The organism is Ilumatobacter sp., assembly GCF_965215205.1.
Classification (GTDB): domain Bacteria; phylum Actinomycetota; class Acidimicrobiia; order Acidimicrobiales; family Ilumatobacteraceae; genus Ilumatobacter_A.
Genome location: NZ_OZ244049.1, coordinates 3,600,568 through 3,626,019, shown reverse-complemented (window position 1 = coordinate 3,626,019; position 25,452 = coordinate 3,600,568). Strand labels below are relative to the sequence as shown.

Here is a 25,452-nt window from a genome sequence, read left to right as displayed (position 1 = left end):
CGTGCGGGGCGTGGTCGGGGGACGAGCGGGTCGCGGGGACCGAGGGTGGCGGGGAGGCGGTGGCGGGGAGGCGGTGGCGGTGCGCCGTCGCGGATCGCCCGACCGTGGCGGGCGGTCTCGTCACGGGCGCAACCCCGTGTCGGAGAGCGACGAGAGCGCGCCGAGCACGGCCGGCACGATGGCGACCAGCACGAACGAGGGCAGGATGCAGGCGACGAGGGGGAACGAGAGCCGCACCGGCAGGCTGCGGGCCGCGGCCTCGGCACGCCGCCGTCGACGCTCGCGGACCTCGACGGCGAGCAGCTCGAGGGCGCGTGCGATGCCGGTCCCGTGGCGCTCCGCCATCGCCAGCGTGTCGGCGACGACGCCCGCCTCGGGTCCCAGCTCGTCGGGCAGCGCCCGCAGGGCGTCCGGCAGGCTCGCCCCTCGCTCGATGCGCCGCACGACCTCGGTGAAGCCCGGTCGGGTCGCGGGCGGGGCGCGCTGCGCCAGCAGGCGGATCGCCTGGTGGGGCGTCATCCCGGCGTGGACGACCAGCACGAGCATCTCGATCGAGTCGGGCAGCTCGCGGTCGATCGCACGTCGACGCCGGCGCGCTCGCAGGAGTCGCACGACGCGGGCGCGGGAGAGGACGACCACGGCGACGAGCGCGCCGGCGATCGGCCCGGCGATGACGGCAGCGGCGAGGACGGCCGCCACGACGGCCGCTCCCCGTCGCGACGGGCCGGTGCGTCGAGCACCACCCGCTGTCGGGGCGACCGGTTCGCCCGACGCGCCGTCGCCCGCGCGGGCGGGTCGGGGGACGCGCGCCGTCGTGGTCGGGATCCACGGCGCGACGACGAGGGCGCACAGCAGCCCTGCGGCGACCGCCGTCACGTCGCAGCCCCCGCCCCGCCGTGACGGCGGACGATGCGTCGCATCCACCACGCCCCGGTCGCGTCGAGCGCGAGGCCGAGCGCGACGACGCCGAACCCGGTCGCGGACGTGAGGACACGTCGGACGTCGTGGTCGGCGGCGACCAGGATCGCGAGGACGCCGACGGGGACGACGGTGAGCACCCGCGCCGAGAGCCGCGCCTGGGCGCTCTGGGCGGACCGCTCGAGATCGTCGGAGGCGTGCTGTCGCATCGCCGCGGCCACCCGTTCGAGTGGAGCCGTCGACGAACCCCCGACGGCGGCCACCGATCCGAGCACGATCGCGGTCGTCGACAGCAGGTCGAGGCGTGGGGCGCGCGACGCGGCGAGCTCCTCCATCCACCGGTCGCAGGCCTCGACGACCGTGCTGCCCCGCGCGACCGCGTGGCGGAGCGGAGCGGAAGCCGCTCGCACCGCGGGGTGGGCCGGCACGATCGTCGCCACGGTGTCGCGCAGGCTCGCCCCGTGTCGCAGGTGCCGTGCGAGCTCGTCGACCCACGTGGCGACCGCCGTCGGCGTGAGCCCGCGATCACGACGGGCCCGCCGACGGCGCACGACCGCCTCGAGGATCGGCGGCGCGGCCGGCGCGACCTCGCGGTGGACGCCTCCGTCCCGCCCGGCTGCGGAGACCCCCGGACCGCCCGCCGTCGCCCGCTCGTGGGGTGCGTCGACGGAACCGGACGGAGACCGCCCGGCGAGTCGGCGCGCGGCGGCTCGATCGCGCGTGACGTGCAGCACGGCGATCGCGACCGCGGCGGTGACGAGCAGCGCCTCGATCACCGACGTCCTCGTCGGAGTTCGTCGTGACGGATCGTGCGCCCGGCTCCGTCGAGCGACATCAGGCGGCGCACCGCGGGTGCGCGCAGCGTGGAGTCGCCGACCGACTCGACGACCTCGGAGACGTCGACGACTCGTCGGATGGCGGCCGTCCGGGCGACGTGGACCACGACGTCGATCGAGCGGGCGAGCTGCTGGCGGACCGCGACCAGCGGCCAGCGCGGCGCCGCCTGGAGCACGAGCGACTCGATCCGCAGCAGGGCGTCGAGCGCCCCGTTCGCGTGGAGGGTGGAGAAGGAGCCGTCGTGGCCGGTGTTCATCGCCTGCACGAGACCGAGTACCTCGTCACCGCGGACCTCGCCGACGACGAGGCGGTCGGGTCGCAGCCGCAGCGCCGTGCGCACGAGGTCGCCCACCTCGATCGGTGGGGGTCCGTCGGGGTTGGCCGGTCGCGCCTCGAGGCGCACCTGGTGGTCGGCGTCGCAGGCCAGCTCGGCGGTGTCCTCGACCACGACGATCCGCTCGGCGTCGTCGACGAGGGTGAGCGTCGACGCCAGCAGCGAGGTCTTGCCCGACGAGGTACCGCCTCCAATAGAACCACTACGTTGTGACGGGCTGTTCTCGGAAACGCCCAACTGGGGACCGGCTAGACTGGCGCTAGCTGTCAAAGCGTGTCAGCCACTGCGGTGGCGGTGTCGGTGATGTGAAAGATCGTCCCCGGTTGGCGTGAGGCTTGGGGACATCTCGTCCGACGTAGACCACCAGTGAGCAGGCGGACCGCCTCCTGCGTGGCTCCTACAGGAGCGTCCCATGAGTAGCAAGTCACCCCTCCAGACGGCAGGCATGCGCCTCGCCGGTCTGAAGAGAACAGGCTCACGCGAGCAGATCCGAGAGGCGGAGCACGTCCTAGCGACGCTCTGGCTCGAGCGGTACATCGAGGAGGCGATCGCCGTCGACCTCAATCGTGCCTCACGTCGTCGTCTGGCCAAGTACCTGATGTCGGGTGAGCCCACGTGAGCCCGCATCCGTTCAAGACGTGGCTCATCGACGGCCATGCCGGCGAGAACTCACCCCTCGGCGACCTCGCGGCCGACGTGGGGCGCGACGACAACTTCCCTATCAGTGGCGGCCGCCGAGCGCTGCTCGACTACTTCGCCACCGTGAGCGACAGCAGCATCCAGTTCCTCGATTGCTTCGAGGCGGCATGGGCTCTGTACGAGCCCGCCACGGTGCATCCCTTCGTGGCGTGGCTGCGACGCAACCCCGCGCGGAACCCGGTGTTCCGTGACTTCGCCGACGAGTACGGCGGCCTGCTCCCAGCGACGGGTGACCGGGAGACCATGCGGGCCGTCGTGGAGAACCGCGAGGACGGGGACACGTGGAACCTGACGTGCTTCGACGTCGCATGGCAGAGGTTCCGTCCGACGTGCGAGTGGCCCAACTGCGTCGAGGCCGCCGACATGCAGATGTCGGTGTGCGCCGTGCACGCCCTCAAGGAACTGCTGTGAGCGCAGCGAGCGGGCGAGCCCCGCAGGACTCGCCCGTCACCCATCTGCCAGCTGCCAGGCACGACAAGACTCGTTCGAACCGTACCCGACCGCTCCAGCTAGCGACCGCATCGGGGAAGGACAGCACCCGCTGGAAGCGGCAGCCTCCAATGACGTGGGGCCAGATGCTGGACTGGCTCGCCCTCGACGAGCCCGCCAAGGAACGCGAATGCGGTGGGTACGTGCCTGCCCAACTGCGCGACGAGGTCGGGCGGAAACGTCGGGCCGACGTCGTGTCGCGTTCGGTGCTGGTGCTCGACGCCGACGAGGCACAGCCGGACTTCCTGATCGACATCGCACGGGTGCTGCCGGGGGTCGCCGCCGCCGCCCACACGACTTGGTCTAACGGTGCCAAGGGCAGCCGCTACCGGCTCCTCGTTCCCCTCTCCCGGGACATCGACGGCGAACGCTACCGGCGGCTGGCGGAGGGCGTCCGGGACGCTCTCGGGGACCACTGGGGTGGCGACAAGGGATGCCCCGAACCGGAGCGGTTCTCGTGGCGACCGTCCACGCAGAACGAGGAGTACCACTTCAAGGTCTGGGAGGGCGACCTGCTCGACGTCGACGCATGGCCGGAGTTGCATCCGTACGCACGAAAGGCCATCAACACGGAGCTTCGGAAGCTGGACGACTGCGAACTGCTGGGGTTGCCGTGTTGGGACAACACCACGTTCGGCGTCGCATGCAACCTGATCGAGTTCGCCAACAGCCCGTGGTCGGGCTACACGCTCGACCGTGCGGAGCAGGACCTAATGGCTCACGGTCCCGCGGACGACGACTTCGGGCCGGACCTGCACGCCGTGAAGTGGGAGAGCGCATTGCAGAAGGTCGGCGACAAGGCTCGCCCCCATCCCGATGCCAACTCCGACCCCGACCCCGACCCCGACCCCGACGCCGACCCCGACAAGCGGACGCCGCTGTCCGTCAAGCTGCGGGAGTACGTCGAGGAGAACTACGACGCGTTCCCGGCCGGTGCCGACGGTCGCATCTTCGTGCAGCCCAACGCAGGAGGCCGCGCCGAGCTCCTGACGAGAAGCTTCATGATCCGGGCGGCGGGCCACCTGGGCAACCGGGCCGCCACCCTGAGCAACTCCGCCAACGAGGCCGCCACGGTCCTCACCGCCAGGGCGTCGTCGAACGCACCACGGCAGTTGTCGTTGCGGGCGCACTACCGGCCCGACCGGATCGTCCTCGACCTGGCACAAACCAACTCCACCCGGTGCGTCGTCGTGACGCCGACCGGGTGGACCGTGGAGGACGTGCCACCGCGCGACGTCGTCTTCCAGACGGCCGGTGCCCCCCTCCCCACCCCCGAGCGGGGTGGTTCGGTGGACGAGTTGCGCCAGGTGCTGCGGTGGCACGAGGACGACCCGCGCTGGTCGCTCGTGAAGGGGTGGCTGCCGTGTTCGCTGATGGCAGAACGTGCCCGACCTGTCTTGTGCTTCTTCGGCCCGCAGGGCTCTGCGAAGTCGACGACGGGACGGTTCGTGACGAGCGTGCTCGACCCGAAGCCGAACGGCGTGTTGGGGGGAGGGTTCGGCAAGGACCGTGCCGACGACGAGACGAAGGCACTCGGGCACTACGTACCAGCATGGGACAACGTGTCGACGCTGTCGTCGGAGGGCGCGGATTTCCTGTCGCGCATGGTGACGGGCGATCTCATCGAGAAGAGGCAGTTGTACTCCGACGCTGACTTGGTCTCAATTGCGTACCGGCGAACCGGTGTCGTCACCGGAATCAACATGCCCCGAGGCGTCAAGCCCGACACGCTTGACCGACTGATCCTCGTCCTTCTGCAGCCCATTGAGGGCGGCGGACGGCTGACCGAGGGCCAACTCGAAGCCGACTGGGCCAAGGCCCAACCACGTGTGCTGGCGGGGGTGCTCGACCTTGCCTCGCGCATGCTCGCCAGGGTCCAAAGCAACCCGGACGAACTGCGAATGGCCGATTATGCGTCGGCGCTGTGGGCTATCGATCCGGCGCTGTACGAGGCGTACCGAGCGAACGTGTCCGAAGCTCGCGGCGACATGGCCCACAACGACGGCTTCATCCAGGTGCTGGTGGCGTGGCTCAGGTCGTGCGAGGGCCAGGAGTGGGAAGGCACCGCAGCCGAAGCCCATCGGGCTGGTTCTGATTTCGAGCAGTACTTCGAGGGCGAAGTGTGGTGGCCAAAGAACGCTCGTGGACTTTCGGAGCAACTGAACTTGTGCAGCGAGCTATTGCGAGAAATCGGACTGTCGGTTACCGAGCGTCGCTCCAACGGGCGAAACCTGAAGAAACTGATTCTGGTCGAGTAGGGATGGCGAACAGGGTAGCAGCCAGGGTAGCAGCATTCGGGACTGCTACCCTGGCTGCCACCCTGTACCTCTCGTTCGTTACCCCAGGTCAGGGGGTGTAAGGGCTCTAACAGGGTAGCAAGGGTGGCAGTAGGCGGTACCACTTCTGTTCGCCTATCAGTAGAGAATGAGGGTAGAAGGAGAAAGAGGAAGTAGAACGTAGAGAATAGGGGATGTAGAGAGGTAGCCGGATACTGCTACCCTTGCCACCCTCGCTGCGGCTACCGCTGGTGGTCGGGGTTCAAGCGGGCGCAGTTGGAACCACCCCGTTACACACAGCCCGAGGGCAGGGTCGTCGAGCCCATGCATGGAGGGTTGGATCGATATGGGTGTGACTCCATACCCTATGTACGGACATTAGGGGGGTATCGTTGCATGTGCAACGATCGTCTTTCTTCAGACCGACAAGGACTCCCAATGACCCCTATCCCAGCTCGGCCGCGCCGTACCACCGCCAAGCAGAAGGCTCAGCAGCAGGCCTCTACGTGCGTCGTGGGGTACCTGCGATGCTCGACGGCCGAGCAGGCCGACAGCGGCCTCGGCCTAGATGCGCAACGAGCCACCATCCAGTCCGCTTGCGACGCGAGAGGGTGGACCGTGGCCGAGTGGGCCGTCGACGAAGGCGTGTCAGGTTCGGTGCCGCCGACCGATCGCCCCGCCATGGCTCGTGCTCTACGGCTGCTCGACGCCTGCGAGGCAGGTGCCCTCGTAGCGTCGAAGGTGGACCGCATCGCACGCGACCTGCACGACCTGACGGGCCTCCTGCGCCGGGCGGACGACGACGGCTGGGGATGCGTCGCACTCGATATCGGCGTGGACACGACGACACCCGTGGGTCGCATGCTGGTCGGCATCCTGGGCAGCGTCGCCGAGTGGGAGCGTGCCACCATCCGCCAACGCACCCGCGATGCCCTCGCCGCCAAGAAGGCCACCGGCGCTCGACTCGGTCGGCCTGTGTCCGTTGAGTCTGAGCCGGCAAGGGCTCGGCTGCGGGAGTTGCTGCACGAACGCAAGACGTTCGCCGCCATCGCCACCACCCTCAACGACGAGGGGTTCACGACGCCGACCGGCCTGGCGTGGTCGTGGCGCGCCGTGCAGCGGACCCGGGACTCTTTGGCCCTCGACGACCTGGCTCTCGCGTCGGGGTCGTAGTCCCAGCCCACACCCGGCACGCCCCGGAGAAGGGACGAGAGCGGGGTCTCCCGCCCTTTTAGGACCGGCGGATGGCGCCGGTTCGGAACAGGTGCACGAGCGCCACTGCGTAGTGGACCGCCGCCTGCGCCTCCTCCTCCGACACGTTCGCAGGCACGGACTCGTCGTCGGTGCCGTGGCGGTCGTGCTGCGAAGTCCACACCGCCTTCATCATTAGCCGGACGGTCTCGACGTCGCCGATCTCCGTGACCCACTTGTCAGGCTTGTGCTCGAGTGCGGAGATCATCTTGCCGAGGGTGGCCCAGTGGTCGGTTTCGCTGACGACGGGACGAGCACTGGCCTCGACCGCCCTAGCTGCGTCTCGGTGTGCGGAGCTTGGGTCGGGGTTCCGCCCGTACAGCGAATGCCACGCCTTGCTCAAGTAGGTCGCTGCCCTGGTGCGCTCCTCCATCTCGGCGCGGGCGGCGGCCTCCACCGTGGCGTCGACCCTTCGCTCCAAACAGGCAAGGTCGTCGGCGTCAGCGCCGACCGTCCACGCCGATGCCGAACGATCGAGGATGTCTTGCATGGCAACTGCGCGATCGCTGTGTCGGTAGCACGTCGACAAGCAGTAGTCGATGAGGTCCAACGCCCCTACATCGTCATAGAGGAGCGTGAGAAGACGCTCACCTGCACTGATGGCCTGCTCCCATTGGTCCCCACCGGTCCGCCGCAGATTGAGTCGAAGGTACTGCTCCGCTCTTTCAATCTGCTGGGTGTCAACCGCTCCAAACGAGGGGAAGAAGAACTGACGCGTCCACGACGTGACGCCTGCCTTCATCCATTCGGGCACGCCCTCGCGCAGCGCCGTGTACTCGGTTGTCTGGTCCGGATCGTTGCGAGCCGACAGCGGCACCCTTGGCATCGGGACGAAGGTACATGCTGGCGGGGTGGCCGCCACGCAGTCTCGGGAACGTGTGTTCGGTTCCCCACTACCGTTGGTTGGGTCGACCCACCCCCCACCACGAAGGACCCACCCATGCCCCTGTTCCGCCCCCACGGCAGCACGATCCCGATCAAGCTCCCACCCGGCACCAAAATCGAGATGGCTCGCAAGGTCAGCAGCCGCAACGGCACCACCACGAGGGATCTCGCCATCCTGGCCAGCAACGTCGGTCTCGTCCAGGACACCGACGCTGGCAGGCAGGCGTTCGAGAAGTGGTTCGCCGAGGACCCGGCCGTTGCTCGCCAGGCCCTGTTCAGCCAGGTTCGCGCTCGGCGGGTCGCGGCGTCATCGCCGACCCCCTCCAACGATTACCCCAGCAACTGGCGGCCGGGCGTGCGAGCCACCGAGCCCTCCGCCACGACCCAGTACCCCAGCAGCTGGCGGCGAGCAGCCGGTATCGGTGGTCGGCGTAAGCGCATCACGACGGCGCGCGACTGATGATCGCCCAACCGGCACACCGCCGCTTCCTCAACGACCTGCGCGACCCGCGTTGCATCCCCGCCGTCGACGCCGCCGAGATCGTCGCCCTCGAGGCGGAACGCGTCCGACTGGTCGAGGCGCTCGAGGAGGCCGAGCGTGGCCCCAGCGGGAACGATCTGAACGAGGCCGACTACATACAGCAGCGTGCCCACGCACTCCGCCACGGCACCGAGCTTCCGTCCCCACCCCGCACCGCCGCCGAGCGGCAGGCCGACGCCGACGAGCGTCGCCGCAACGTGGCTGCTGCGTCGACGGCCTTGCTGGAGTTCGGTGAGGTCGTCTGCCGGACGGTGGAGGCCCACCCCGAGTGGCGCGTCGAGGCTCGCGACAGGATCGCCACAGCCGCAGCCGAAGCCGAAGCGGCCTCGGCTGCGGCGAGGGCTGCCGCCCAACGGGCCGAAGAGGCACGGTGGCAGCTGCAACACCTGGAGCGCACCGCCCGGAACGAGTTGTACCCGGCCACCTATCCGTCCCCCCTGCAAAACCAAGACGACCTCATCTGGGACATCAACGACCCCCAGGTGCGCGACCTGATGGCCCGCAGTCGCACCGACGCCGCCATCTAGATCGCAGCGCTGCCCACTCCGTGGACGAGCTGGCCAGCCTCCGGGCCAGCTTGGGCGGCGCTGCCGACGGTGTTGCATCGTGGAGGACGGTTCATCCCCCACGGTGCTGCACCGTCACCTCGAGCCGCTTCGTGGTGGAGGCGGCTCGAGGACTAATTACTCTCCCGACGTACGAAATGAGCCACTCAGCCGACCGAGTCAGTCGGCGGGTCACCCGGTGGCAGTTCGCCGACTGCACCTGGCCCGAGTTCATTCGATGTTGGTAGCGCATCGACGATCTCGACCGCCGGTTCGACGTTGCTCCACGGCGCATCTGGATGACTACCGATGTCTGTAGCACTGCTTGTAACGTCGAGCGCAAGCTTCACTCCCGCCAGCACGCCAAGCACCTTCTTCCAGAAATTGTTCTTCTTCTCCAGTTCCGCCAGATCAGATCCCTGGCGCCGCACAACTTCCGAACGGCGCCATTGGCCGTCCAGGCGGTCAAGTAAGCGCGTCAGCCCCGACGACCCCCTCAGGCTGTACGTCACTACGGCGTGATGAACCTCTAGGAGCGCATCTACGATAAAGCTGCGTAGCTCTGCTGGCATGTCGTCGAAGCTGTCGAGCTCCGTTAGTAGACCGTCAACCAGTTCCAGTATCTCGCTAAGCGCACGTTTGGGAATGACGTGTTCGATCAATGGGGATTTGTATTGGAAGGAGTTGGCGACGGTGTTGAGTAGCGTCAGATTCGTGTCATTGAGCCAAAGGTTCTTGTTCAGATTTGAGACCAGCAGCTGATTGGAGAATCCCGTGGCAATATCGTGAAGGCCGTCTAACGTGAATTGAAGCTCGGGTAGATTAGACTGCTCTACGAGATCGATCACATCATCCGGCAAGGTTAGGCAGGAGCTCAACCACCTAGTGAAGGACGAATGTGTCGTTTCAGTATTGTGGTGTTCGCGAATGTTTTCGTCCCAGTAGGATTGCATCACCTTAAGACCAGGTTTGGATGGGCTGCTTCCCTGCCGCCACTCGCGATTAAGATCGTCCAGAAACTCGTGCAGACGTTTCGCTGGGTTGGACACCGCCCCACTCATGGTGGGCGAGTATAGAGACACCCTGCCGCAGTCTCCGGAGAAGCCGCGACGCCGCTTAATCCATATCCTCGGGAATCTTCCAGTCGAACGTCAACCGGGCGAGGATCTGCGCCTCGGTACGGCGGCCGGTGCCGCCACGCCGGACCCAGATGCGCTCTACGGCGTCGTCCAGCACTCTTCGTTGCGCCTCTACGTCCCCGACGGCTGCGTCCCAGTCGTCCTGGAACCACCCGGCATCCTCAACGTGGACAGACACGGTCGAGGGTTCCGCCCGCTTGGCGTCGCGCAGGTCGAGGAGGCTGTTCTGCTGCTCCTGTAGTTCGGTCCGCTGCTCTCGGTTGGTCGCCAGCCGGATGAGTTGATCGAGTTCGTCGAGCCTGTGCTCGATCTCGGGCAGCAGCGCCGCCCCGCCTTCGACCACGCGGTGCACCGGGGTCCACCGGACACGTCCGCCCTTCCGTCGTAGGAACTCCGCGACCACGACGTTCTCGAAGCTTGTGATGGTCTGGCCGCACTGGGGGCACGTGTAGCCGTGGCGCTTCGGCCCGGAGGCGCAGCGATGCATGCGGACGCCGTCCGTGCCGTGCTCTCCGCACCACATCAGTCCCGACAGCAGAGGGGACGTCTTCGTGCGCAAGGCGCGAGGCTTCGAGCGTCCAGTGTCCTTCGCATCCAGCCCAGCCACCATGGCTCGCCAGTCCGCAACGGACATGATGGCAAGGGACTCGTCCACGACGGGCAGGCCGTCGGCACCACGCAGAACGTCGTCGCCGCGCTTCTTGTAGGGCTCGTGCGTGCGCAGCCCGCCGTTCCGGTTGAAGGGGGTTAGCCCTGCGAGAATCGGGTGTCGCACGATGCCCTCGACGGTGTTGTAGGACCAGGTGCCTGGCGAGGGTTCCGGCGTGGACCTGCGGTGCGCCCGAACGACTCCGGCGGTTGGCGCGCCGACCTCGTTCAACCACTGCATGACGCTGTAGATGGAGTTGCCCCGCTGAATCCTCTCGACGGCACCCCGCACGTAGCCGATGTGGTCGGGGTCCTGCGCCAGAACCATCCCGGGGCCGTTCGGGTTCTCGACGCTGCGCCAGCCGTAGGGGACGGTGCCGCCGACGGTTCGGCCGGACCGCAGCAGCTTCATCTGAGCATCCTGCACTCGTGCGCTGATGCTGTCGGCTTCGAGCTCGGCGAACACGGCGAGCATGGTTGCGAACGCTCGGCCCTGCGCCGTCGTCATGTCGACCGGGTCCTCGACGGCGACGATTCCTGTATTGCGAGCGCGGAGCGCCTCGTCGGCGTGAAGGAAGTCCAAGGTGCGCCGGGCGAGCCGGTCCACCTTCCAGATGATGACGGCGTCGTACTTCTGGGGTGCTGCGAGTAGCTCGCTCCAGCCCGGCCGGTCTTCGGGCTTGTTCTTCGATGCGGACACGCCGTCGTCGACGAAGGTGCCGACCACGTCCCACCGTCGAGACTCTGCGTACTTGGCGCAGGCCTCCACCTGCCGCTCGATGCTGACGGACTCGTCCGACGAGACGGACAGACGGGCGTAGATGACGGCACGGCGTGTGGGCATGCGGTCATAACCTACGCCACAACGTTACTGTTTAGCTAGCGGCGGCGTCGCTCCGCTCACGACGACGTTGCACCGCCGATCGACGATCTCGCGCAGGAGCTCGGCACCGTCGGGATCGACGAAGTCGCCGACGGGCCGCACCGTCGCGGCGAAGCGTCGGATCGACAGCGAGGAGCCGCCCACGGCCACCGGCTCGACGACGGCGCAGACGCGGGACCCGTTCGCCAGGCGGGCGTCGACGACCGGGCTGGTGCGATCGACGCGACGACCGAGCGGCGCCAGGATGCGCTCGACGATCTGCTCGACCGACGTGGTCGTCAGCTCGCCCGCCTCCGCCACGCGCCCGCCGCGGTCGACCCAGACCCGTCGCCCGGTGACGAGGATCTCGTCCACGGACGGATCGTCCATGAGCTCGTCGAGCTCACCGAGACCGGTCATCCGGGCGACCGCCGCGCTGCGGATCGAGCGCCGCTCGTCGCCGGTCGCCAGCGGAGCGATCCGTCGCACCGCGGCGTCGACGAGGTCGTCGACGTCGCCGCGCTGGTCGCGCACCACGCTGCAGACGCGCTCGAGCACGACGTCGCGATCGGTCACGAGAGCGGTCCGACGAGGGAGCGGTGGAGCGGGGCTCGGCGTCGGGAGCACAGCAGCAGACCGGCGTCGACGCAGCGGGCGACGCGAGGATCCCAGTCGATCTCGGCGACCACCGGTGCGCCGATCGCCGTCTCGACGTCACGACGACGCAGCGCGCGGCCGGGCTCGACGACGAGCACCACGCCGGTCGGGCGGACGTCGAGCCGGGTGGCGCGCCGCAGCGACAGGTAGCAGGCGCGCGTGACGAGCCAGCGCTGGGCGCAGCGCTCGGCGACCGCGGGCACCGGCGCGGTGCCCGCGTCGATGGTGACCGCCCCACCGGTGTCGTGAGCCCACCGCACGAGCCAGTCCACGAGCAGCTCCCAACGCCGTCCGTCGGCCTCGGTGCGGTGCGGGCGGGGCGCCACGGGCGACGACGTGGCCGGCAGCACCGTGCAGGTCGCCGTGACGTCGACGAGCAGGTCGTCGAGGTGCTCGACGGGCGCCTCGCTCGAGAGCCAGTCGACGACGCCGGGCCGATCCGGGTCGGGGACGCCGAGCATCGCGGGGACGTCGCCGACGAGGTCGACGAGCAGGGTCGGCGCCGGGGAGTCGAGCGAGCGCGTCGTCGCGACGAGGGTGGTGCCGCTCCCGCCGGTCGCGGCGTGGCAGAGGGTGATCATCGTCCTCCTCGGGGTGCGCCCGGTCGGGCGCGGTCATCGGGCCGGGAGGGAGTCGGTGCGGCGACCGTACCGGCGCCCGCCACGACGACAACATCCGCGCGGGGGCGATCCGCTATCGTCCGCCCTGCATCACCGGGAGGTGTCTGGGTACCTGGTGGGCTCCGCCGCCTTCAAAGCGGTCGGGACGGGCGATCCCCGTCCGGCGGGTTCGATTCCCGTCCACCTCCGCCATGCGCCCACCGGCGCTCGTCCACCGGCGTTCGTGGATGCCGGCGTGCCGGAGCTGGTCGCCGTCGAGGTGGCGCAGCGACCCCGACCAGATCACCGAGGTCGCTCGAGCCCGGACGCCGGTGGCGCTCGCTCGCGACGTTCTGGGAGACTCGTCGCACGTCGCACGTCGCACGTCGCGGCTCGCCGCCCACGGTCGCGACCGCCGTCACGCCGTCCCGCTCCGAGGAGATGACCATGTCCACCCGTCGCCCGAACATCGCGTTCGTCCTCACCGACGACCACGCCGCCCACTCGATCGGCGCCTACGGATCGGTGCTCAACGAGACCCCGCGGATCGACGAGATCGCACGGGACGGCGTCGTGTTCGACAACTGCTTCGTCACCAACTCGCTGTGCACGCCGTCGCGGGCGTCGATCCTCACCGGGACGTACAGCCACGTCAACGGCGTGTTCTCCCTGTTCACCCCGATCGACGCGAGCCAGCCGACGTTCGTGTCGCAGCTGCGCGACGCCGGCTACCGCACGGCGATGTTCGGCAAGTGGCACATGGGCCACGGACCGGGCCACGACCCCGAGGGGTTCGACCACTGGGACGTCGTTCCGGGCCAGGGCGACTACTGGGATCCGACGTTCATCTCCGCCGACGGGCCGCGGACCGTCGAGGGCTACGCGACCGACATCATCACCGACCTCGCGATCGACTGGGTCGAGTCGCTCGACGGTGACGAGCCCTGGTGCGTGCTGGTGTGGCACAAGGCGCCGCACCGCCCGTGGGAGCCCAAGCCGGAGCACCGCGAGCTGTACGAGTCACCGCGCCCGCTGCCGTCGACCTTCTGGGACGACCACTCGACGCGCTCGGTGTCCGTGCGGCGCACGGCGATGCGCGTCGCGGATCACCTGACCACGGAGGACCTGAAGGAGGATCCGCCCGCCGGGTCGAGCTACGAGCAGCAGGCGATGTGGAAGTACCAGCGCTACATGCGCGACTACCTCGCCTGCGTCCACTCGGTCGACGAGAACGTCGGGCGGCTGACGGACTGGTTGCGCGCGCGCGACGAGCTCGACGACACCATGGTGCTGTACTCGTCGGACCAGGGGTTCTTCCTCGGCGACCACGGGTGGTTCGACAAGCGGCTGATGTTCGAGGAGTCGCTGCGGATGCCGCTGCTCGTCAGCTACCCGCGCCGCGTCGCGCCCGGCCGCACCGTCGAGGGGATCGTCACGAACGTCGACCTCGCGCAGACGATCCTCGACGCGGCGGGCGTCGATCCGCACGAGCGGATGCAGGGGCGCAGCTCGTGGCCCGAGCTCGTCGGCGACGACGGGCGGGACCCGGTGCCCGGCTTCTACTACCGCTACTGGGAGAACGACGACGTCATCCACAAGGCGCCGGCCCACTACGGCTACCGGACGGAGCGGTACAAGCTGATCTACTACTACAACGACGGGCACGGTCTGCCGTTCACCGGCTTCTTCACCTACCCGCCCGAGTGGGAGCTCTACGACCTCGAGGTGGATCCCGACGAGCTCCGCAACGTCGTCGACGACCCCGCCTACGCCGAGATCCGCGACGAGCTGGCCGCTGCGATGTGGCGCGAGCAGTCGCGCCTCGGCGACGCCCCCCACCCCTCCCAACCCGTCCCGCCCGGGTGCGCGGACGTCCCCGTCGCCGCGCTCGCGGACATCCCCCGGTACCGCTGGCTCGACGCGGGAGCGATGGACGCGCCCCCCGATCGCGGCGCCGGCCGCCGACGGTCCGGGTGACGGCTCGCCCGCACCGGGCGCGGCGCGAACGCTCGTCACACCGAGTGGTCACGATGGGACGCCCGTCGACCGTCCTCGGTACCGTGGGACGCATGACCGCTCTCGAGTCCACCGTTGACATGTACGACCTGCGCATGTCGGACAGCGCGAAGCCGCTGTACGAGCAGGTCAAGACCTTCATCCGCGAGGAGGTGACCCCCGCCTCGGAGGAGTTCTTCAAGCTCGGCGAGAACCGCGAGGATCGCTGGTCGTACGCCCCGGGTCAGCTCGAGGTGCTCGAGGGCCTGAAGGACAAGGCGAAGGCGAACGGGCTGTGGAACTTCTTCCTCCCCGACGCCGGGAGCGGCGAGGGGCTGTCGAACCTCGACTACGCGTACATCGCCGTCGAGCTCGGCAAGAACCCGCTGGCGTCGGAGTCGATGAACTGCGCGGCTCCCGACACCGGGAACATGGAGGTGCTCGAGCGCGTCGGCACCCCCGAGCAGAAGGAGCGGTGGCTCGAGCCGCTGCTCAGGGGCGAGATCCGCTCCGCCTACGCGATGACCGAACCCGACGTGGTGTCGTCGGACGCGAAGAACGTCCAGTGCAAGGCCGAGCGCGACGGCGACGAGTGGCTCATCAACGGCGAGAAGTTCTACATCTCCGGAGCCGGCGACCCGCGCTGCAAGATCATGATCACCATGGTGCAGACGAGCGAGGACGGCCCCGCCCACCAGCGCCAGAGCCAGATCCTCGTCCCGATCGACACCCCCGGCGTGGAGATCCTCGGCCCGATGCACGTGTTCGGCAAGGACGACGCCCCGCACGGCCACATGCACATCCGCTTCGACAACGTGCGCGTCCCCTACGAGAACGTGCTGCTCGGCGAGGGCCGCGGGTTCGAGATCAGCCAGGTCCGCCTCGGTCCCGGCCGCATCCACCACTGCATGCGCTCGATCGGCCAGGCCGAGCGCGCCCTCGAGATGATGGTGTCGCGCGGGCTCACCCGAGAGGGCTTCGGCAAGCAGATCGGCAAGCTCGGCGGCAACATGGAGATGGTCGCGAAGGCGCGCATCGAGATCGAGTCGATGCGCCGCATGGTGCTCACCGCGGCGAAGGCGATGGACGAGCTGGGCAACGCCGAGGCCCGGGTGTGGGTCAGCGCGGTGAAGGCGATGGTGCCGATCCGGGTGTGCGAGATCATCGACCAGGCGATCCAGATCCACGGTGCGACCGGGGTGTCGCAGTGGACGCCGCTCGCCGACATGTACGCCAGCCAGCGGACGCTGCGCCTCGCCGACGGCCCCGACGAGGTCCACTGGATGGTCGTCGGCCGCAAGGAGCTCGCGAAGGGCGAGGAGGCCGCTCGGGACTACAACCCGAAGGAGACCTTCATGGCCAGCTCCTCGTCGATCGAGGACGGCGCCTTCTCCGGCCCCGCCTGATCCCGAGACGCCTGATGACGGGCCCGACCGCCCCCCGTGCGCAGGGGGAGCGGTCGGGCCCGCGTCGCGCCCGGGCGCACCTCGGGTGAGCGGGTCCGCCGGCTCCGCGCTGCTCGGCGAGCACTCGTCGCGCCCGGCGCCGGGGGTGACCGTCTCGGCGGCGGCGACATCGGGTCTCGCCGCCGATGCCGTCATCGAGATCACGGCCGAGCGCGACCTGTCGGCGCTGGCGACCGGTCGCTTCTCGTCGCCGTCGGTCGGCGTGTCGTGGGGTCGCTCCGACCTGCACCCGCGCCTCGAGCTCCTCGGCTTCGCGTTCACCCAGTTCGCCCTCCCCGTGGTCGCCGGGCCCGAGCTCGACTTCGACTTCCGTCCCGCACCGGGGCTTCGCTCGCCGCGCGCGGTGACCCCACTGGTCGCGCGTGCGGACGGGGTGGTCGTGCTCGTCGCCCCCGTCGACTCGTTCCACGAGCAGATCGTCGCGATCGACGACGACGGCCTCGTCGCCGGGTGGCACGGCGACCTCGACGACGTCCCCGCCGGGTTCCGGACGCGCATGGGCCTGTACGAGGGGCGGACCGTGGCCGGCGTCCTCGATCGGTGGAGCCGGGACCTCGGCGTCGATCAGCGCCGGCGCCGGCGGGGCGGGGCGCTGACCACGCACCTCTCGTACTGGACCGACAACGGAGCTGCGTACTGGTACCGGACCGAGCCGGGTCGCACCATCGCCACGTCCGTCGCCGAGGCCGTCGAGCGGCTGCGTGCCGACGACGTCCCGGTCCGTGCGATCGAGCTCGACTCGTGGTTCTACGACCACGAGGTCCCGCGCCCGATCGCCGAGATCGGGTACCCGCACGAGGTGCCGCCGACCGGGACCCGGTCGTGGACGCCACGCGCGGACGCGTTCGACCGCGCCGACGGGCTCGACCCCGGCGAGGACGAGCGGGGCGGGGGCGCCGCCCCCGGGTCGGACGTGGCCGGCGACGCCCTCGAGCGCTTCGCCGACCGCCTCGGCCGACCGCCGCTCGTGCTCCACGCCCGCCACGTGTCGCCGCGATCGCCCGACGTCGACGGCGGGTGGTGGGTGGACGAGCACGCGGCGTTCCCCCGAGACCCGGGGTTCTTCCGGCGGTGGTTCGCCGACGCCGCCCGATGGGGTGCGACGTGCATCGAGCAGGACTGGATGCTGATGTACTGGTTCGGGGTGCGGGCGATGCGCTCCGCTCCGGGCCGAGCCGCCGCCTGGCAGCGCGCGCTCGACGAGCAGGCCGCCTCGAGCGATCTCGACCTCGTGTGGTGCATGGCCACACCGGCCGACATGGTGCTCGCGGCCTCGCTGGAGCGCGTGGTGGCGGTGAGGACGTGCGACGACTACCGCTTCGCCCGTGATCCAGCGGTGCTGTGGACGTGGTTCCTCACCGTCAACCGACTCGCCGGCGCGCTCGGCCTCGTCGCGTTCAAGGACTGCTTCTTCTCGAACGCCGACGTCGACGACGGTGACGACGACATCGACGGCGACCCCCACGCCGAGCTCGAGGCGGCGCTCGCCGCTCTGTCGGGCGGTCCCGTCGGCATCGGGGACCGGATCGGGCGGACCGATCGTGACGTGGTGATGCGGACCTGCGACGACGACGGGCGTCTGCGACGGGTCGACCGCCCGATCGGCGCGATCGACGACTGCCTGTTCGGCGCCCCCGCCCGCGGGGAGCGCCTGATGTGGGCGACGACGACGACGACCGACGAGCACGACCGGGTGTGGACGACGGTCCTCGCGATCAACGTCGACGCCGCACGGCGGACCGTGACCGACTCGCTGGTCCTGGCCGACGTGGCCGGTTCGTCGACGATCGAGTCGCTGTACGACTGGCGCGCGCGGACCGCTCGCCGTGCGCCGACCGATCTCGAGCTGACGCTCGAGCCGCACGGGTGGTCCCTCCACGTCATCGGCCCGTCGGGCGCTCCCGACGCAGGATCCGTGGGGGACCCCGACCGCTACGTCGTCGTCGAGTCGATCGGCTGACACGTCGGCTGCGGTTCGCCGCGCACGGAGGGGGGAGGGGGAGGGGGGAGGCACCGGATCCGTGGCCCCGTCCCGAGGCTCCGACACGTCCGCTGAGGTGGGACTTCGCGCGCCTTGACGATCTCTTGAGTTGACGTTCCCCCATCTGGGTGAAGAAGGTGTCTCACCCGAAGTAGTGAGTCCAGCACCCGAGGTGAGAGCAACATGATCAAGAACCCGTTCCCGACGCATCGATCGGCCCAGCAGCAGCACGCTGATCGTGCGCTCACCAACCCGGATGGGGGAGGATCGGCCCCGACGACGCGGCGAGGCCGCCGCGCGATGGCGGTCGCGGGTGGAGCACTCCTCTCCGTGACCGCTCTGGGCGCCGTCTCACCCGTCCAGGTGAGCCTGGCGTCACCGACGGTGCACGGCGAGGCCGACACGCTCACCGCGTCGGAGGCCGAGGTCTTCGTCTCGCTGTCTCCGCAGCGCGCCCTCGACACACGCACCGGCGTCGGTGTGGCATCGGCCGCTCGTCTGGGGGAGCGCGAGACGATCACGCTCGAGATCGCCGGCGTGGGATCCGTCCCGTCCGACGCGACCAGCGTCGCGATCAACACGACCTTCCCGAAGGCCTCGACGGAACCGTCGTTCGTCACGATCTGGCCCACCGGTGACGCCCGCCCGACGACCTCGGCGAACAACTCGACGCCCGGTCAGGAGACGCCGAACCTCCTGCTCGCCCGCCTCGGCGACGGCGGAGCGATCGACATCTACAACGACAAGGGCGAGGCCCACTTCGTCGTCGACGTCGTCGGCTACTTCGTCCCCGCCGACTCGGTGTCGGGCCTCGGCACCGGTTCGGGCGGCGGCGACGGACGCACCCTCGTCGGTGACGGTGAACCCACGCCGTCGAGCGGCTCGGACGGCGACACGTACCTCGACCGGGTCGACCTGGTCTTCTACGGACCCAAGACGACCGGCGGATGGGGCGCAGGCGTCGACCTCACGGGCGACGGCACCGCGACCTCGGCCGGCGAGGCCTCGGCGATCAGCGCACGCACCGAGGGCGGCCTGCTCGACATCAGCGTCCTCGGGAGCTCGAAGGTCCCGTTCGACGCCCACGACGTCAGGGTGGGCACCGACATCAGCCTGAACGGCTCCGACGAGTTCGTCTTCGCCCGAGCCGGCACCTACCGCGTCGCCTACGACTTCAGCACCGTCTCGGCCTCCCTGCTCGGCAGCGACGTGGAGCTGCGAGTCGACGGGGTGGCCCGTGACTCGCGCTCGATCCTGAGCGCCGGCGTCCCGGTCTCGGGCACCACCCTCGTCGAGGTCGGCGTCGGAGACGTGCTCAGCCTGCATCGCGTCGGAGCGCTCGTCGCCGGCGTCGCCGTCGACGCCTCGATCGTGATCGACCTCGTCGCCCGCGCCTGATCGAGCTCCACCCGCCCCCCGCCCGTCCCCGCCGCATCGGAGTCCCCCTTGACCACCTCGTCCCTCACCCCACGCTCGGCCGGGCGCAGCTCGCGACGGCGGTCGCGCACGTCTCGCGCCGCCGTGGCCGCCGGCGCCGCCCTCCTGCCGGCGGTCGTCGTCACCACGAGCACGCTGATCGCCGCTCCGGCCGAGCCGGCCGCTCCGATCGACGGGGCCGAGGTGTTCTTCGGCATCGATCCGGTGAGGCTCCTCGACACCCGCGACGGGACGGGCACCGGCACGGTCGGCCCCCTCGGGGCGGGCGAGACCCGCCGCGTCACGGTCGCAGGACGCGACGGCGTCCCGGCCGGAGCCACCAGCGTGGCGATCAACGTGACCTTGCCCCGGGCCGCCACGGAGACGTCCTTCGTCACCGTGTGGCCGGCGGGGACCCCCCGCCCGGGGACGTCGGTCAGCAACGCCACCCCCGGCCTCGCCGTGCCCAACTTCGCGCTGTCCGAGCTGGGGACCGGCGGGGCGCTCGACGTGTTCAACGAGAGCGGCGACACCCACGTCGTGATCGACGTCGTCGGCCACTACGTGGCGCTCGACAGCGTGCTGGACGGCGCCGACGGGGCCGGTGCGACCGTCGGAACGGGTTCGCCCCCGGTGTCCACGGGTCAGCCCGGCGACGTCTACCTCGACGAGGACGGCGGCGACCTCTACGTGCGGAGCTCGACCGAGTGGGTCCTCGTCGTCGACCCGGGGCACGACGTCGATGCGCGCGTGATCGCACGGGCCGGAGCGCCGTCGACCGTGGTCGGGCTCGACGGTGACGTCTACCTCGACACCACGGGTCCGAGGATGTACGGCCCCAAGACCGGTGGCTCCTGGGGCGTGGGCGCGTCGATCGGCCCCGACGGGGACGGCATCGCGTTCACCACGGGGGCCGTCGCGCCGTCGGACACCACGGGTTCCGTCGGCGACATGCACCTGGACACCTCGACGCTGCTCCTGTACGGGCCGAGGACGTCGAGCGGCTGGGGGGCGGGGGTCGCCCTCGACGCCGGCGCCGGCGGCACCGACTTCCTCACGGGATCGGGCGCGCCGTCGGTGTCGCTGGGTGCGGACGGAGACACGTACCTCGATCTGTCGGCGTTGGAGCTGTTCGGTCCGAAGACGGGCGGGGCGTGGGGGTCGTCGGTCTCGATCGGCACCGGCCCCGAGCTGCTCACGGGATCGGGCGCGCCGTCGGTGTCGCTGGGTGCGGACGGTGACACGTACCTCGACCTGTCCGCGCTCTCGATGTACGGCCCGAAGTCGGGCGGGACGTGGGGATCACCCACCGCGCTGAACCCCGTCGACGTGCTCCCCGGCGCCAGCGTCTACGCCGACCCCGACCTCGGCGTGTCGCTGAGCATCGGTGCGAGCGAGTTCGCCGTCCCCTTCCCCGACGACGGCGTCACGGTCGGAGCCGGGCTCACCCGCATCGACGACGACACCCTGCAGGTCACGCGGGCGGGCACCTACCGGATCGACCTGCGGCTCGTGGCGGCCTCGCTCGCGCTGCTCGGGGCCCGCGACGTGGAGATCCGGGTCGGCGGGGTGGCGACGCCCGAGACCTACCGGCTCGCCTCCTCCGGCGTCGCGGTCGGCGGATCGACGCTCGTCCACGCGGACGTCGGCGACACGATCGAGGTCGTCTCCGGTCGTCCGGCGATCGCGTTGAGCATCTCGCTCGGCGGATCGCTGGTGGTGCAGATGGTCGAGTCGGACTGACCGTCGACCGCCCGCTGGAGAGCCGGTCCCGGTGAGGGGCCGGCTCGATCGCGTCAGACGGCGAGCAGGTCTCGAGCGCCGGTGTCGCTCGAGGGGTGGCGCAGCTTGCTCATCGCTCGGGCCTCGATCTGGCGGATGCGCTCGCGGGTGAGGCTGAAGTGGTCGCCCACCTCCTCGAGGGTGCGGGGCTCGCCGCGGTCGAGGCCGAAGCGCAGCTTGAGGATCTCGCGCTCACGCTCGTCGAGCGGGGCGAGGAGCCGGGAGATCTCCTCGGGGAGCAGCGCGGTCGCCGCCACCTCGAAGGGGGACTCGGCGGAGCGGTCCTCCACGACGTCGCCGAGCTCGGCGTCGCCGTCCTCGCGCAGGGGCTCCGACAGCGACAGCGGCTCGGCGGCGAAGCGGAGCGCCTCGGTGACCTTGTCCTCGGGCATCTCGACCTCCTTGGCCAGCTCCGAGAGCGTGGCGGGGCGGCCGTACTTGAGCTCGAGGCGCGAGCGCGCCTTCTGCAGGCGGGCGAGGGTGTCTCCGGCGTGGACCGGGAGGCGGATGGTGCGGCCGGTGTTCGCGATGCCCCGGGTGATCGCCTGGCGGATCCACCAGGTGGCGTAGGTCGAGAACTTGAAGCCCTTGCGCCAGTCGAACTTCTCGACGGCGTGCATCAGCCCGAGGTTGCCCTCCTGGATGAGGTCGAGGAGCGGGAGGCCCGACGCCTGGTACTTCTTCGCGATCGAGACGACGAGGCGCAGGTTGGACTGGACGAACTGCCGCTCGGCCTCCTCGCCCTTGCGGGCGGTCCGGCGGAGCTCGCGCTTCTTGGCCGGGGTGAGCTCCTTGCCGCCGTCCGCGTCGAGCTGCTCGATCGCCTCGTTGCCGGCCTCGATGGCCTTGGCGAGTCGAACCTCGTCCTCCTTGGTGAGCAGCGTGTACTGCCCGATGTCGGTGAGGTACAGGCGGACGAGGTCCTCATCGTCCCGTTCGACTCGATCTTTTGCCACCGGCGACTCCTTGGGTGTCTGAGAGACCTGGTTCCGCGAACCCGGATCAGGGCGTGCCCCACTGCTTGAAACACGCTTCCTCGTCTCGGATTGTGTTAAGGCAGCGAGACGGCCGTCACGATACCGAGGTGCCGGTCCTCGCCAACTCCCTCGGCGGCACACGGCGCCGGGTATCAGCGGTTCAGATGACGAGATGGGCAGTATCACGATGACAGATGACACCTCCGGTGACGCGAGGACCGACGAGATCGCCGTCGTCACGATGCGCTTCGACGGGTCCGATCCGGCGGCGCTGAACGCCGTGCTGTCCAAGTACGTGGTGCTCACCCGGATGGTCGACGGCTGCCGCAACGTCGATCTGTGCGCGTCGACGACCGTCCCGGGGCGATTGCTGGTGATCCAGAAGTGGGCCGACGCCCGGTCGCAGCGTCGCCACTTCGACTCGGCCCTGATGGTCGAGATGGCCGAGTCGTGCACCGGGCTGCTCGCCGCGCCTGCCGACATCGACCTGTGGGACGGCGTGAGCGCGCACGACCTCGCCTGAGCGCCGTGGACCACGGCCTGCTCGCCCGGCGCGCGGATCCCGCCGGACCGCCGATCCGGTGATCGTGGGGGGCGGTATCCTGGGACGCACCATGGCGAACCCATTCTTCAACGAGAAGCGGATGAACGAGGACGCGTCCGGGTGGGCGGCACCGAGCGGTGCCTCCTCCACCTCGACGGCGACCCCGGGAGCGTTCCCCGCGCCCACGAGCCCTCCCGTGACCGACGGCCCGATCAGCGACTGGAAGCCGTCGATGACCGTCAACGGCGTGATCACGGCCACGACCGTGCTGTTCGTGCTGCTGCTCGCCGCGGCGAGCGTCGGCTGGATCATGTCGTCGACCTCGCCCGAGGGCGAGTTCACGTTCCCGCCGTTCGCGATGGCGGGGATCCTCGTCGGGTTCGGCGCGGTGATGGTCGCCTACTTCAAGCCCCGCTGGGCGAAGGTGCTCGGGCCCGTCTACGCGATCTGCTACGGCTACGCGGTCGGCGCGATCTCGCGCGCCTACGAGACGTTCAACGACGGCATCGTGCTCCAGGCCGCCGGTGCCACGGTCGCGGTGTTCTTCGCGATGCTGGTGCTGTACCGCACCGGGATCATCAAGGTGACGCCCGGGTTCCGCAAGATCGTCGTCGGCGCGACGATGGGGATCATGGTCCTGTACCTGGTGTCGTTCGGCCTGAACCTCTTCACCGGTGGCGGGATCGCGTTCATCAACTCGCCGAGCCTGCTCGGGATCGGGTTCTCGATCTTCGTCTGCGGTCTCGCGGCGATGAACCTCGCCCTCGACTTCGACCTGATCGAGCGGGGCGTCGAGATGCGGATGTCGAAGGACTACGAGTGGGTCGCGGCGCTCGGGCTCGTGGTCACCATCGTGTGGCTGTACCTCGAGATCCTGCGCCTGCTGGCCAAGCTCAACCGCCGGTGAGCCCCCGGTCGCGACGCTTCGCGGAAGCCGTCGCGACCGCCGCCGCCGGATCGGTCCTCGGCGGTCTCGCCGCTCGCGCCGTCGGCCTCGGCGACGTGGCCCTCACCGTCGCCGCCGTCGCCGGGGCGAACGGTGCCATCTCCGGGTGGCGCCAGATCTACGCGTGGCGACGCCCGACCGGGGTCGTCGCGTTCGTGCTCGACTCGACGTGGTCCGCGCCGATGACCGCGGCCGGGCTGGTGGGGCACGCCGTCGGGTTCGTCCAGCGCGACTCGGGCTACGTCGCCGATCTCTCGCGGCGCGCCGACCGTCACGTCTACCGGCGGGGGTTCACCCCACGCCGCGGCTTCGCCACCACGCTCGGCCCGGTCGTCGCGGGGGCGGGTGACGTGACCAGCGCCCGTCGTCGACGCCTCGTCGTCGACCACGAGCACGTGCACTGCTGGCAGGCGCGCTGGCTCGGCCCGGCGTTCCCCGTCCTCTACGTCGGCTGGACCGTGCTCGGCGGCGCGGTCGGGGTCGTGGTGTGGCTCCTCGCGCGGCGCGACCAGCGCTTCACCGACGTCGTCGAGACGTTCGGCTACTACCTCAACCCCCTCGAGTGGTGGGCGTACAGCCGCGACGGCGACTGGCCGCCGCGCGGCAAGGTCGACGGCCTCGGGTGGAGCGACCCGTGCTGTCGCCCGCTGGTCGCGGTCAGAGCCGATCGAGGGTCGCCAGCAGCGCCGCGTTGAACTGCTCGGGGCGCTCCTGCTGGGTCCAGTGGCCCGCCCCCTCGATCATCGTCGTCCCGCGGAAGTCGTCGAGCAGGTGGTTCATCGAGTCGACGTACTCGGGGCGGTGCGCGATCACGAGGTCGTGGTCTCCGCCGATGAACGCGCACGGCATCGACGGCGCGGGGAGGTCGCGGGTGAGCTCCCAGTCGGCGTCGAGGTTGCGGTACCAGCTCACCGGCCCGAAGAACCCCGACGCCTCGAACTGCTCGACGTAGACCCCGAGGTCGGCGGGTCGCAACCAGTCGGGGAGCCCCTCGGGGACCTCGCGGCGGGTGCCGAACGCCGACAGGAAACCGGTCCCGTCGGCGGGAGGGAGGTCCGCCGGATCCGGTGGCGGCCCGTACATCTCGGCGCTGGCTCCCCACAGCACGAGGCGCATCGTCCGCTCGACGTCCTCCTCGAGCTCGATCTCGGCCGGGCCGACCTGCTGGAAGTAGGTCATGTAGAAGAAGCGGTCGCCCCACGTCGCATCGAACAGCTCCGTCGGGCGCATCGGCCACGGGGTGTACGGCACGCTGACGTTGATCACGCCACGCACGCGGTCGGGGTGGTAGCGGGCGAGGTCCCACACCAGCAGCGCGCCCCAGTCGTGGCCGACGAAGACCGCGTCGTCGGCGCCCACGTCGTCGAGCAGCGCGAGCAGGTCGCCGGCGAGGTGGTCCGAGCGGTAGGCGGCGACGTCGACCGGGGCCGAGGAGCGTGCGTAGCCGCGCTGGTCGGGCACGAGGACGCGGTAGCCGGCGTCGGCCAGCGGCTCGATCTGGTGGCGCCACGAGTACGACGACTCGGGGAACCCGTGGGACAGCACGACGAGGTCGCCGTCGACGGGTCCGGCGTCGATCAGCTCGATCTCGATGCCGCCGAACGACGAGGAGGTGGCGAGGCGGCGACGGGTCGTGGACATCGGACCATCGTCGCACGCCACGGT

The 25,452-nt window shown here is 70.0% G+C and carries 24 protein-coding genes and 1 tRNA gene; 15 read left to right on the top strand and 10 right to left on the bottom strand.

The window, feature by feature from the left end; genetic code table 11:
• Positions 1–120 precede the first annotated feature (120 nt).
• The 3 genes from ACOOHC_RS16930 to ACOOHC_RS16920 are packed head-to-tail and all read right to left on the bottom strand — an operon-like array spanning position 121 to position 2,326.
• Positions 121–876, bottom strand: coding sequence for a type II secretion system F family protein (locus ACOOHC_RS16930; RefSeq protein WP_420451569.1), 756 nt, complete (start codon positions 874–876; stop codon positions 121–123).
• Positions 873–1,694, bottom strand: coding sequence for a type II secretion system F family protein (locus ACOOHC_RS16925; RefSeq protein ID WP_420451568.1), 822 nt, complete (start codon positions 1,692–1,694; stop codon positions 873–875). The genes ACOOHC_RS16930 and ACOOHC_RS16925 overlap by 4 nt, the downstream gene beginning before the upstream one ends.
• Complete coding sequence (locus ACOOHC_RS16920; RefSeq protein WP_420451567.1) at positions 1,691–2,326, bottom strand: ATPase, T2SS/T4P/T4SS family; 636 nt, start codon at positions 2,324–2,326, stop codon at positions 1,691–1,693. The genes ACOOHC_RS16925 and ACOOHC_RS16920 overlap by 4 nt, the downstream gene beginning before the upstream one ends.
• Positions 2,327–2,501: 175 nt before the next feature.
• Between ACOOHC_RS16920 and ACOOHC_RS16915 the strand changes: the two genes are divergently transcribed.
• From ACOOHC_RS16915 to ACOOHC_RS16900, 4 genes are all read left to right on the top strand, one after another.
• Positions 2,502–2,708: a hypothetical protein gene (locus ACOOHC_RS16915; RefSeq protein ID WP_420451566.1), complete on the top strand. Its 207-nt coding sequence runs from the start codon at positions 2,502–2,504 to the stop codon at positions 2,706–2,708.
• Positions 2,705–3,199 (top strand): YozE family protein, encoded by a 495-nt coding sequence (locus ACOOHC_RS16910; RefSeq protein WP_420451565.1) that lies wholly within the window; start codon positions 2,705–2,707, stop codon positions 3,197–3,199. Before ACOOHC_RS16915 ends, ACOOHC_RS16910 begins: the two co-directional genes overlap by 4 nt.
• A 164-nt stretch (positions 3,200–3,363) precedes the next feature.
• Positions 3,364–5,535, top strand: a complete 2,172-nt coding sequence (locus tag ACOOHC_RS16905) for a hypothetical protein (RefSeq protein ID WP_420451564.1) — start codon at positions 3,364–3,366, stop codon at positions 5,533–5,535.
• A 342-nt stretch (positions 5,536–5,877) separates the two neighbouring features.
• Positions 5,878–6,726, top strand: coding sequence for a recombinase family protein (locus ACOOHC_RS16900; protein ID WP_420451563.1), 849 nt, complete (start codon positions 5,878–5,880; stop codon positions 6,724–6,726).
• A gap of 58 nt (positions 6,727–6,784) precedes the next feature.
• Here the strand turns inward: ACOOHC_RS16900 and ACOOHC_RS16895 are convergent, their stop codons facing one another.
• Positions 6,785–7,630, bottom strand: a complete 846-nt coding sequence (locus ACOOHC_RS16895) for a hypothetical protein (protein WP_420451562.1) — start codon at positions 7,628–7,630, stop codon at positions 6,785–6,787.
• 114 nt (positions 7,631–7,744) lie between these two features.
• Between ACOOHC_RS16895 and ACOOHC_RS16890 the strand changes: the two genes are divergently transcribed.
• Complete coding sequence (locus ACOOHC_RS16890; RefSeq protein ID WP_420451561.1) at positions 7,745–8,149, top strand: hypothetical protein; 405 nt, start codon at positions 7,745–7,747, stop codon at positions 8,147–8,149.
• The gene (locus tag ACOOHC_RS16885) at positions 8,149–8,757 is read left to right on the top strand and encodes a hypothetical protein (protein WP_420451560.1); all 609 of its coding nucleotides are present in this window, start codon (positions 8,149–8,151) and stop codon (positions 8,755–8,757) included. The genes ACOOHC_RS16890 and ACOOHC_RS16885 overlap by 1 nt, the downstream gene beginning before the upstream one ends.
• Positions 8,758–8,942: 185 nt before the next feature.
• Here ACOOHC_RS16885 and ACOOHC_RS16880 read toward each other — a convergent pair whose 3' ends face one another.
• Genes ACOOHC_RS16880 through ACOOHC_RS16865 form a run of 4 tightly spaced genes read right to left on the bottom strand, consistent with a single transcriptional unit; the run spans position 8,943 to position 12,662 of the window.
• Entirely contained in the window at positions 8,943–9,836 is an 894-nt protein-coding gene (locus ACOOHC_RS16880; RefSeq protein ID WP_420451559.1) for a hypothetical protein, read from the bottom strand.
• Between the two features lie 55 nt (positions 9,837–9,891).
• Entirely contained in the window at positions 9,892–11,406 is a 1,515-nt protein-coding gene (locus tag ACOOHC_RS16875; protein WP_420451558.1) for a recombinase family protein, read from the bottom strand.
• Positions 11,407–11,430: 24 nt separating this feature from the next.
• On the bottom strand, positions 11,431–12,000 hold the full coding sequence (locus ACOOHC_RS16870; protein ID WP_420451557.1) for an ATPase, T2SS/T4P/T4SS family: 570 nt from the start codon (positions 11,998–12,000) through the stop codon (positions 11,431–11,433).
• Positions 11,997–12,662 (bottom strand): hypothetical protein, encoded by a 666-nt coding sequence (locus ACOOHC_RS16865; protein WP_420451556.1) that lies wholly within the window; start codon positions 12,660–12,662, stop codon positions 11,997–11,999. The genes ACOOHC_RS16870 and ACOOHC_RS16865 overlap by 4 nt, the downstream gene beginning before the upstream one ends.
• A gap of 135 nt (positions 12,663–12,797) precedes the next feature.
• Between ACOOHC_RS16865 and ACOOHC_RS16860 the strand changes: the two genes are divergently transcribed.
• The 6 genes from ACOOHC_RS16860 to ACOOHC_RS16835 all read left to right on the top strand — a co-directional run bounded on the left by ACOOHC_RS16860 (position 12,798) and on the right by ACOOHC_RS16835 (position 21,281).
• Positions 12,798–12,893: transfer RNA gene (locus ACOOHC_RS16860), tRNA-Sec, on the top strand.
• Positions 12,894–13,127: 234 nt separating this feature from the next.
• Positions 13,128–14,657: a sulfatase gene (locus tag ACOOHC_RS16855; protein ID WP_420451555.1), complete on the top strand. Its 1,530-nt coding sequence runs from the start codon at positions 13,128–13,130 to the stop codon at positions 14,655–14,657.
• A 92-nt stretch (positions 14,658–14,749) separates the two neighbouring features.
• Entirely contained in the window at positions 14,750–16,081 is a 1,332-nt protein-coding gene (locus tag ACOOHC_RS16850; RefSeq protein WP_420451554.1) for an acyl-CoA dehydrogenase family protein, read from the top strand.
• 85 nt (positions 16,082–16,166) lie between these two features.
• On the top strand, positions 16,167–18,101 hold the full coding sequence (locus tag ACOOHC_RS16845; protein WP_420451553.1) for a Sip1-related alpha-galactosidase: 1,935 nt from the start codon (positions 16,167–16,169) through the stop codon (positions 18,099–18,101).
• Positions 18,102–18,452: 351 nt separating this feature from the next.
• Entirely contained in the window at positions 18,453–19,520 is a 1,068-nt protein-coding gene (locus tag ACOOHC_RS16840) for a BclA C-terminal domain-containing protein (protein ID WP_420451552.1), read from the top strand.
• 48 nt (positions 19,521–19,568) lie between these two features.
• Entirely contained in the window at positions 19,569–21,281 is a 1,713-nt protein-coding gene (locus ACOOHC_RS16835) for a hypothetical protein (protein WP_420451551.1), read from the top strand.
• Positions 21,282–21,334: 53 nt separating this feature from the next.
• Here the strand turns inward: ACOOHC_RS16835 and ACOOHC_RS16830 are convergent, their stop codons facing one another.
• Entirely contained in the window at positions 21,335–22,276 is a 942-nt protein-coding gene (locus ACOOHC_RS16830; protein WP_420451550.1) for a sigma-70 family RNA polymerase sigma factor, read from the bottom strand.
• 208 nt (positions 22,277–22,484) lie between these two features.
• On the opposite strand from ACOOHC_RS16830, the gene ACOOHC_RS16825 reads away from it, so the two are divergent.
• From ACOOHC_RS16825 to ACOOHC_RS16815, 3 genes are all read left to right on the top strand, one after another.
• Complete coding sequence (locus ACOOHC_RS16825) at positions 22,485–22,820, top strand: putative quinol monooxygenase (RefSeq protein WP_420451549.1); 336 nt, start codon at positions 22,485–22,487, stop codon at positions 22,818–22,820.
• 91 nt (positions 22,821–22,911) lie between these two features.
• Entirely contained in the window at positions 22,912–23,748 is an 837-nt protein-coding gene (locus ACOOHC_RS16820; RefSeq protein ID WP_420451548.1) for a Bax inhibitor-1/YccA family membrane protein, read from the top strand.
• Positions 23,745–24,482 carry a hypothetical protein gene (locus ACOOHC_RS16815; protein WP_420451547.1) on the top strand — a complete coding sequence of 246 codons (738 nt, stop codon included), beginning with the start codon at positions 23,745–23,747 and terminating at the stop codon, positions 24,480–24,482. The genes ACOOHC_RS16820 and ACOOHC_RS16815 overlap by 4 nt, the downstream gene beginning before the upstream one ends.
• Here the strand turns inward: ACOOHC_RS16815 and ACOOHC_RS16810 are convergent.
• On the bottom strand, positions 24,445–25,428 hold the full coding sequence (locus tag ACOOHC_RS16810; protein ID WP_420451546.1) for an alpha/beta fold hydrolase: 984 nt from the start codon (positions 25,426–25,428) through the stop codon (positions 24,445–24,447). The genes ACOOHC_RS16815 and ACOOHC_RS16810 overlap by 38 nt on opposite strands.
• Positions 25,429–25,452: the final 24 nt, after the last annotated feature.

Coding starts and splice junctions, on each gene's coding strand:
- ACOOHC_RS16915 (WP_420451566.1), top strand. CDS start 2,502: ATGAGTAGCAAGTCACCCCTCCAGACGGCAGGCATGCGCCTCGCCGGT.
- ACOOHC_RS16905 (WP_420451564.1), top strand. CDS start 3,364: ATGCTGGACTGGCTCGCCCTCGACGAGCCCGCCAAGGAACGCGAATGC.
- ACOOHC_RS16900 (WP_420451563.1), top strand. CDS start 5,878: ATGCATGGAGGGTTGGATCGATATGGGTGTGACTCCATACCCTATGTA.
- ACOOHC_RS16895 (WP_420451562.1), bottom strand. CDS start 7,630: ATGCCAAGGGTGCCGCTGTCGGCTCGCAACGATCCGGACCAGACAACC.
- ACOOHC_RS16890 (WP_420451561.1), top strand. CDS start 7,745: ATGCCCCTGTTCCGCCCCCACGGCAGCACGATCCCGATCAAGCTCCCA.
- ACOOHC_RS16885 (WP_420451560.1), top strand. CDS start 8,149: ATGATCGCCCAACCGGCACACCGCCGCTTCCTCAACGACCTGCGCGAC.
- ACOOHC_RS16880 (WP_420451559.1), bottom strand. CDS start 9,836: ATGAGTGGGGCGGTGTCCAACCCAGCGAAACGTCTGCACGAGTTTCTG.
- ACOOHC_RS16875 (WP_420451558.1), bottom strand. CDS start 11,406: ATGCCCACACGCCGTGCCGTCATCTACGCCCGTCTGTCCGTCTCGTCG.
- ACOOHC_RS16865 (WP_420451556.1), bottom strand. CDS start 12,662: ATGATCACCCTCTGCCACGCCGCGACCGGCGGGAGCGGCACCACCCTC.
- ACOOHC_RS16855 (WP_420451555.1), top strand. CDS start 13,128: ATGTCCACCCGTCGCCCGAACATCGCGTTCGTCCTCACCGACGACCAC.
- ACOOHC_RS16850 (WP_420451554.1), top strand. CDS start 14,750: ATGACCGCTCTCGAGTCCACCGTTGACATGTACGACCTGCGCATGTCG.
- ACOOHC_RS16825 (WP_420451549.1), top strand. CDS start 22,485: ATGACAGATGACACCTCCGGTGACGCGAGGACCGACGAGATCGCCGTC.
- ACOOHC_RS16820 (WP_420451548.1), top strand. CDS start 22,912: ATGGCGAACCCATTCTTCAACGAGAAGCGGATGAACGAGGACGCGTCC.
- ACOOHC_RS16810 (WP_420451546.1), bottom strand. CDS start 25,428: ATGTCCACGACCCGTCGCCGCCTCGCCACCTCCTCGTCGTTCGGCGGC.